Here is a 7,851-nt window from a genome sequence, read left to right as displayed (position 1 = left end):
GCACTTATCGCGCGTTTCCGGGGTCCGGAAGCGCGATAAGTGCGCAAAACGCGGGAGTCGGCGGGGTCATTTCGAGGCGATGACCTCGTTGTCGGCGAGGGCGTCGGTGCGGGCCTGCAGTCGCGTGCGCAACGTCTCGACCTGCTCCGCGAGTGCGTCGGCGGTGAGTCCGTCGCTGGTGGGCACGGACTCGGCGATCTCGTCGAGGATCTCGATCGCCCGGCCACTCGCGAACAGCTGCTCGTACAACTCCCGGTAGGCGTTCTCGTAGATGCCGGTGAACGCGTCGGACGCGAGGAACCGCTCCTTCAAGGCATTTCCGCCGCGCATCCCCCCGCCGCCCATCGCCGGCGCACCCGGCTGGGTAGCTCCACCCTGCGGCTGGGCTCCGCCCTGCTGCACCGGTGCGCCCTGCCCCTGCCCCTGCCGCTGCCCGCCCATCCTCGGCCCGCGCTGCGGCGCCTGACCGGCGGTGTCCGCGGTCGTGGGCTCCGTGGTCGTCGGATTCGCGGTCGCGGCACCGGGCGGTCCGCCCATACCACCCATGCCACCCATTCCGATCGAATCATGCGGTCCGGCAGTGGAGTTCGACGACAGCGCGAGATTGAGATCCCACGAGACCACCGACAGCTTCTTCGAGTCGAGGTCGTACCAGAGGTAGAAGTTCCGTCCGGGCCCCGCCATGTCGTCGCTGTTGACCAGCAGATTCTGTGTCGCGACGTAGCGGGCGAACGACTCGACGTCCACGTGATCGGCCAGGTGCGCGGCGAACTCGTCGTCGCTCGCGCCGTCCATCCACTTCAGGAAGCTGATGATCGGCTGCAGATCCTGGGAGCCTTGACCGTTCACCTGCGTGAACTGGTCGGCGTACGTCGTCTGGTCGTCGCCCTGATACGTGAACGACGAATTGGCGTCGGCTTTGTACAGCACACCGGGGCTCTCGAACAGCGAGTTGGCATAGCCGTCGTCGGGGTGCTCGAGCAGAAGACGCGTCTGTGTCGCACCGCCGTTCACCGAGTAGGTCGCATAGCTGTAGCGCTGCGTTGCCTGCCCGGACTCCGCGGTGAGCGACAGCGCCGTCGCCTCGTTCAGCACCGGCGATCCCGGACGCACCGACAACTCGGTCATGCCCTGGTACGCCCGGCCCTCGACGTACTTGTCGAACCGGATCAGCAGCGGCAGCGAGCTCGGGTCGTCCGCGGACAACGACACCATGCCGCCGGGGCCGCCGCCGCCCGGTGGGGCGAACCCCTCCGGAATCTCCATCCCCTCGGGAAGTCCCATTCCGTCCGGAGCCCCCATTCCTTCCGGAAGTTCCATGCCCTCAGGCAGTTCCGGCATCTGCATGCCACCGGGTCCCCCGATCCCGCCGCGCAGACCCATGAGCGTGGAGTTGCCCTTGAGTCGCACGCCGACGTCGGTGATCAGCGTGCCGTCGACGGTGATATCGGCGGTGATCCACTCCTTCTCACTCTCGTCCCGGTACGCGGCGATCATCCGGTCGTAGTCCGCTTGGGAGAACTCGAGATTCACCGAGTGTTCCTCGTCGGTGTCGAAGAAATCGACGGTGCCGGTGATGTTCTCGGTGATGTCCGACGCGATGACGGTCGCGTCGCCGGTGATGTACGGACGCACGCGGGTCGACCCGAAGACCGTCACGGCGACGAGGACGAACGCGCAGAACACTGCGACGATCGGCCAGTGCTGACGCAGCGACACCGGAATGCGGTGCCGCAGTCGCCGCCGCGGCGGGCCGTGGGTGCCCGAACCTGTCTCGGCCGTCATCAGATATCGGTCTGGTCGTATCCGGTCAGGACCGTCACCCGCTGACCGGTGTTGACCTCGCTGAGCGCGGCGATCAGCTCGGACGGCTTCTTCCCGGGCTTCAGCTGCGCGGTGTAGTACAGCTCGGTCAGGGCGCCAGCGCGAACGGATTCGGTGCTGACGAGCTCGAACTCCTTGGTGAACTGGACCAGGATGTCCTCGACCACCGCGGTGTAGCCGGCCTCCGGCGGCACCTGGACCTTGACGACCTGACGCTGGACGTCGAGCTTGAACCAGTTGAACCGGCTCATCAGCACCAGCACGAGGCAGATGGCGACGGTCGCGGCGATCGCGAGGACGTAGAACCTGGTGCCCGTCGTCATGCCGATCGCCATCACCAGGAAGATGAAACCGACGTCGCGAGTTTCCTTGATGGCGTTGCGGAATCGCACCACCGACAGCGCACCGACGAGCGCGAAGGCCCGGGCGATGTTCGACCCGACCACCAGCATGATGAGGCTGATGACCATGCCGACCATCACCAGGGTCTGCACGTAGGACTGGCTGTACGAGACGTTCTTGTGGGTCAGCCGGTAGACCCAGCCGATGATCGCGGACAGCACGAACGACAACGACAGCGAGATGATGATGTCGAAGGTCGAGAACGTGCCACTGAGGTCCTGCAGGTCGAAGTTCATCGTGTTCCTGTCGGTGCGAGCTGATCGTCGAACACGTCAGCGGGTGTGGTGGTGAGGTTTTCGGGGAGGCCGTGCATGCGCGATCGCGGCGCCATGCCGAAGGCCTCGACGCTCTGGCAGTACTTGGAGATGCGCACCACCGACATGTCGAGCCGCGCGGTGAGGTCGGTGACCCAGTACGGCACGCGTTCGTTGGCCTTGATCTCGACGATGCACAGGTGCGGCGGAATGATGAAGCGGTTCTCCGACTTCGACGCGAAGTCGAAGTCCCGGTCGCGGCCGTGCACCCGATGGTCGATCGTCACCCGCAGGCCCAGGTCGGCCTCCGTGCCGACGAAGGCTTCCCGCAGGTACCCGGTGGTGACCGTCGGCACCAGTTCGAGATTGCCGACCAGAGTGGACACTTCGTTGACGAAGGCGCGCTGGCGGTCGTCGTGCTCGATCGGCCGCCGCTCGTCGCACAGGAGCCGGGCCTGCGCGTAGGGCACCCGAATCCGGCGCTTCTGCGTCACCCGGTTGACCCGCTGCTTGATCTCGACGAACACCGGGGTCTCGTCCGTGGCCTCGGACGGACGGCCGTAGAGCCGCACGCGCAGCTTGCGCCGGAAGCGCAACCCCTCGATCTTCTCCCAGTAGAACCGCAGGTTCCGGGTGTCGTAGTAGAGGCTGGTGACGGGGTAACCGCCTACGGGGCTGAACTCGTCGGACGCCATGTGGGCGGCGAGCGCCTCCCGCAGTCGCGGCACGTCCCGTTCCTCCGCCAGGTACTTGATCTCGTAGCGGTTGAACGCGTGCAGCGAGCTGGCTGTCTGCAAGTAGCCGGAGGGCGCGTCGGTTCCGCGCGACCCGGATGGTGACATGGTCGGTGCAGCCTTTCTCTCGGAGTCTGCACCAGTTCAATGGGTAAACCTCGAGTAAACCTGGGGTGAACCTGGGAGGTTGCTCCGTCTCGTCGAACAAGCGCTCACTGGGTACAGTGACCGCTATGACGGACATCACAATCGACACCATCGCCACTGGCCTGGCCTTTCCCGAATGTCCGCGGTGGCGGGACGGGCGACTGTGGTTCTCCGACATCTACCGGGGGGTGGTGCTGCGCCTGGACCCCACGACCGGCGATCTCGAACGCGTCGTCGAGGTGCCGGGACAGCCGGCGGGCTTGGGATTCCTGCCCGATGGCGACCTCGTCGTCGCATCTGTGGAGGAGCGCAGGATCTACCGACTCCGCGGTGACGGGACCCTGAGTCCGCACGCGGACTTGCGCGGCATCGCCACCTGGCACCTCAACGACTTGGTGGTGGACGGCAGCGGCCGCGCGTACATCGGCAACTACGGCGATGCCAGCGCACCCCCGGAGCCGCCGTTCCCCGCCGATCTGGCGATGGTCGAGGCCGACGGCACCGCGCATGTCGTGGCAACCGAGATGCTGTTCGCGAACGGCATGGCGATCACCCCGGACGGGTCGACACTGATCGTCGCCGAGACCCGCGCGACGCCGACACGCCTGTCCGCCTTCACGATCGAGACCGACGGCAGCCTCGTGAACCGCCGCGCACTGATCGAGTTCGGCGATCCCCGGGTCATGCCGGACGGCATCGCACTCGACGCCGAGGGGTCCGTCTGGGTGGCGTCGCCGTTCAGCGAGGAGGTGATCCGGGTCAGCGCGGACGGCGCAATGCTCGATCGCATCTCCGTTCCCCACCCGTACGCGGTGGCTCTCGGTGGCGCCGACGGCCGTGATCTGTTCGTCTGCACCGCCGACACCTGGGTTCCCGAGGACGCAATCCGACTCGGCGGCGGCGCGATCCGACGCATACGGGTCGCGGTGCCGGGCGCCGGGTTCTGACACTCTCGCGCCCCGGCTGCTGGCACTCGAGACCCCTTGTGTGCCAGTGGGACAGCGGCGCATGCTCGTAGGACCCAACGAGGTGTGAACGACGCGCGCCGGGCGGGCCCGACCATCGGGTCCGCTCGGCGCTCCCGTCGTCGACGACACCACGCCGGGAGAATCGAGGCCGAGATGAACGAGAACGATTTCGTCGGAATCGCGCCGTTCCACGCCTCGGGGGACCTGCGCGGATTCGTGATCTCCGGCCGCTGGCCGGACACCACGCGGGAATGGGCACAGTTGCTGGCCCTCGCGGTGCGGATCGCATCGCTACCGGGCCTGCTGCCCACGTCCACGGTGTTCGGCGCCCGCGAGGAACTCCCGGACGATCCCGCGCCGGGAACGGTCGGTTTGATCATCGCGGAGGGTCCGGTCCTCGGCGAGTCCGCGGTGTCGCCGGGCCGCTTCGCCGAACACCAACCGCCCGCCCTGATGATGCTGCACCCGCCGGCCGAGACGGTCCCGTCGTTGCCGGAGTGCGCGGGGGCGGCGTCGGGGTGCCTGCTGTTGCCCGGACTGCCGCACCTGGGGCTCGAGCATCGGGCTTCGTGGGTCGAGGCGGAGGCGGACGGCACTGTCACATCGATGATTTCGCGGGTGGGAATCGATCCGATCAGTGATCCCGACACCGCGATTCTGGCAATGCTGCTCGCGGCGTGACAGTCACCGAAAGAGAAAAGTTCGGGACTCCAAACTTATTGCAGCCTTTGCGCTTTCGCTGATCCGGGGTTATCGTTGCCTCAGCGAAGGGGAGTAGCCCCCAATCGCTGAGTCGACATACTGGCCGGCACCTCGAGTGCCCGCCCGGCTCAGCGAACCGGTTTCTGCACCGGTGGGCGAGACCTTCGGCCTGCGAGCGCACCGCGTTCGGGGCCGGAGGAAGGTTTCCCGACATCCTCCGAGAACGAGAAATCCGGAGGAGGATCCACGTGCTGGCCGCAATGCTGTTGAGTTTCGGTGTCATCTTCGTCGCCGAACTGGGCGACAAGTCCCAGCTCATGGCGATGACGTTCGCCCTGCGCTACCGCTGGTGGGTGGTGATCGCCGGCATCACCGTCGCCACCACCGTCGTGCACCTGGTCTCCGTCGGCGTCGGCCATTTCCTCGGTGCGGCACTGCCCACCACCGCCATCTCGATCGTCGGCGGCATCGCCTTCGTGGCCTTCGGCCTGTGGACGCTGCGCGGCGACAGTCTGTCCGACGAGGAGGAGAACAAGGCCCGCAAGGTCACCGGATCGGCCTTCCTGGCGGTCGCGTCGGCATTCTTCCTGGCCGAGCTCGGCGACAAGACGATGCTCGCGACCGTCACCCTCGCGGCCGACAACGACTGGGTGGGCGTGTGGATCGGCTCCACCGTCGGCATGGTGGCGGCCGATGCCCTCGCGATCGTCGTCGGCGCAGTGCTCGGCAAGCACCTGCCGGAGGCCGTCGTCCGGATCGGCGCCGCGGTGCTGTTCTTCGCCTTCGGCGCGTGGCTCGTCCTCGAAGGACTCTTCCCGGAGAGCCCGGCCGGCCCGATCACCGCGGGCGCGGTGGTGGCGGTCGCTGCGGTGGGCGCCGGCGTCCGGCGCGTGACCAAGAACCGCACCGCGATCGAGCCCGTCGATCAGTCCGACCCGTCGCGCACTTCCTAGACTGACCGAATGGACCAGACGCAGCCCGAGCTGCTCGCACCCCTCGGCGATCTCGCCGCGTTCGCCGGACACTGGGTAGGCGGCGGCTCCGGCCACTACCCCACGATCGACGACTTCGCCTACGACGAGGAGATCGAACTCTCCCCGAGCGGAAAGCCGTTCCTGTTCTATCGGTCCCGCACCCGTAAGCCCGGTGGCGGCATGCCGATGCACACCGAGACCGGGTACCTGCGTCCCGCCGGCGACGCCGTCGAACTCCTGGTGGCACAGCCCACCGGATTCGTCGAGATCCACCGCGCCACGCTGTCCGACGGCGTCCTCGACTTCGCGTCGCACGCGCTCGAGGCTTCCCCGGACGCCAAGCCGGTCCACGAGATCCGGCGTCGTTTCGAGCTGCTCGAGGACGGGGCCGTGCTCGCCTACGACATGTGGATGGCGTTCGACGACGTGCCGATGACGCATCACCTGCGCGCGGAGCTGCGCCGCGCCGCCTGAGGATTCGCCGAGCTTCGGCCGCGTCCTCGGCGGTTCCCACCCGCCGGGGACGTCGGCGTCGCCGGTAGTCGTGGCGCCTCCGCCCGTCCCGTCCACCGGGAATCTCGACACGAACATCACTCAATCGCTTGATTGGTATCGAGAACGGCCGTAGGCTCCAACCCCAACACCCGCACGGAGATGCTCCGAGTCTCGTTCGGGCTCAATGATTCCGATTCTGCACGGCGGGCGTGGGCCCGCGCCCGGGAGACAGGACCAGCATGGCGAGCCTCGACTACACCGACACCACCCGCGGGCCGTCCGCGACGGACAAACTGCACTTCCACGAGGCCGGCGAGGGCCACCCGCTCGTGCTGCTGCACGGGTCCGGGCCGGGCGTGTCCGGATGGTCGAACTTCTCGAAGAACCTGCCGGTCTTCGCCCGCAATTTCCGCACCATCGTCGTCGACATGCCGGGGTTCGGCGCGAGCCCGGACATGGCGTACGACCGGCCGTACCCCGAGATCGCTGCGGAGACGATCGTCAGGCTGCTCGACGACCTCGGCATCGAGAAGACGCACCTGCTGGGCAATTCGATGGGTGGCTGGGTCGCCCTCGAGACGGCCGCCCTGGCGCCGGAACGGGTCGAGCGGATGGCGCTGATGGGTCCCGGCGGCCTGTATGCACCACTGTTGGGGCCGATGATGAGCGAGGGTGCGCGCCGCCTCAACGCCTTCCTGGTGGACCCAACCCGCGAGGCCCTCGAGGCGTGGGTCGACTCGATGGTCTACGACCCGGCGACCATCACGCCGCAACTGCTCGACGAGCGCTGGACCAACGCCACCGCGCCGCGGGCGATCGAGCGCATGCGCGCGGTGATGGCGTCGCTGGGCCTGCCCGGCAAGGCGCCGCTGTGGGCGCGCACCGACGAGATCCCGCACAAGACGCTGGTCACGTGGGGTCGTGACGACCGGATGCTGCCGCCGGACGGCGCCCTGTTCGCGCTGCGTCGGATGCCCAAGGCCGACCTGCACATCCTCGGCGAGTGCGGGCACTGGGCCCAGGTCGAGCGCAAGCACGACTTCGAGTCGCTCGTCACGGACTTCCTCACCCGCTAGGACTCCCGCTCCACGCCGACGACAGGTGCTACGTACCATGAAGTTTCAGCACGAAGCCATCGACTCGGCCCTCGCCGCCGGCGACCGGATACTGTCCTTCGACGCCCACTCCCCCGACGGTCACGCCACCGAGATCGGTTGGGGCGGTGAGCGGATCGAAGGTCCGGCACCCACCTACCGGATCACCGAGGGCGCGGTGTGGGGGCACAAGTACACGCCTCCACCGGCCGGCACGAAGGGTCTCCCCCGCTGAGGCCACTGCCGAGCAAGCGCTT

9 protein-coding genes are annotated in these 7,851 nt (G+C 67.6%); 6 read left to right on the top strand and 3 right to left on the bottom strand.

Annotated elements, in window-relative coordinates; all coding sequences use genetic code 11:
- Positions 1-66: 66 nt before the first annotated feature.
- From LCL87_RS23835 to LCL87_RS23825, 3 genes are read right to left on the bottom strand one after another with little or no spacing between them, the layout of a single operon-like run.
- Complete coding sequence (locus tag LCL87_RS23835) at positions 67-1,785, bottom strand: CotH kinase family protein (protein ID WP_225023922.1); 1,719 nt, start codon at positions 1,783-1,785, stop codon at positions 67-69.
- Entirely contained in the window at positions 1,785-2,462 is a 678-nt protein-coding gene (locus LCL87_RS23830) for a DUF4956 domain-containing protein (RefSeq protein WP_225023921.1), read from the bottom strand. Before LCL87_RS23830 ends, LCL87_RS23835 begins: the two co-directional genes overlap by 1 nt.
- Positions 2,459-3,322, bottom strand: coding sequence for a polyphosphate polymerase domain-containing protein (locus tag LCL87_RS23825; protein WP_225023920.1), 864 nt, complete (start codon positions 3,320-3,322; stop codon positions 2,459-2,461). Before LCL87_RS23825 ends, LCL87_RS23830 begins: the two co-directional genes overlap by 4 nt.
- Before the next feature lie 125 nt (positions 3,323-3,447).
- On the opposite strand from LCL87_RS23825, the gene LCL87_RS23820 reads away from it, so the two are divergent.
- The 6 genes from LCL87_RS23820 to LCL87_RS23795 all read left to right on the top strand — a co-directional run bounded on the left by LCL87_RS23820 (position 3,448) and on the right by LCL87_RS23795 (position 7,829).
- Positions 3,448-4,308: an SMP-30/gluconolactonase/LRE family protein gene (locus tag LCL87_RS23820; RefSeq protein ID WP_225023919.1), complete on the top strand. Its 861-nt coding sequence runs from the start codon at positions 3,448-3,450 to the stop codon at positions 4,306-4,308.
- A 174-nt stretch (positions 4,309-4,482) separates the two neighbouring features.
- Positions 4,483-5,010: a peptidase gene (locus LCL87_RS23815; RefSeq protein WP_225023918.1), complete on the top strand. Its 528-nt coding sequence runs from the start codon at positions 4,483-4,485 to the stop codon at positions 5,008-5,010.
- A gap of 269 nt (positions 5,011-5,279) precedes the next feature.
- The gene (locus LCL87_RS23810) at positions 5,280-5,984 is read left to right on the top strand and encodes a TMEM165/GDT1 family protein (protein WP_225023917.1); all 705 of its coding nucleotides are present in this window, start codon (positions 5,280-5,282) and stop codon (positions 5,982-5,984) included.
- A gap of 9 nt (positions 5,985-5,993) precedes the next feature.
- The gene (locus tag LCL87_RS23805; RefSeq protein ID WP_225023916.1) at positions 5,994-6,479 is read left to right on the top strand and encodes a heme-binding beta-barrel domain-containing protein; all 486 of its coding nucleotides are present in this window, start codon (positions 5,994-5,996) and stop codon (positions 6,477-6,479) included.
- A gap of 260 nt (positions 6,480-6,739) precedes the next feature.
- Positions 6,740-7,576: an alpha/beta fold hydrolase gene (locus LCL87_RS23800; protein ID WP_225023915.1), complete on the top strand. Its 837-nt coding sequence runs from the start codon at positions 6,740-6,742 to the stop codon at positions 7,574-7,576.
- Positions 7,577-7,613: 37 nt separating this feature from the next.
- Entirely contained in the window at positions 7,614-7,829 is a 216-nt protein-coding gene (locus LCL87_RS23795; protein ID WP_225023914.1) for a VOC family protein, read from the top strand.
- Positions 7,830-7,851: the final 22 nt, after the last annotated feature.

It is taken from the genome of Prescottella equi (assembly GCF_020171745.1).
Lineage (GTDB): Bacteria > Actinomycetota > Actinomycetes > Mycobacteriales > Mycobacteriaceae > Prescottella > Prescottella equi_A.
This window is presented reverse-complemented; position numbering and strand designations above follow the sequence as displayed.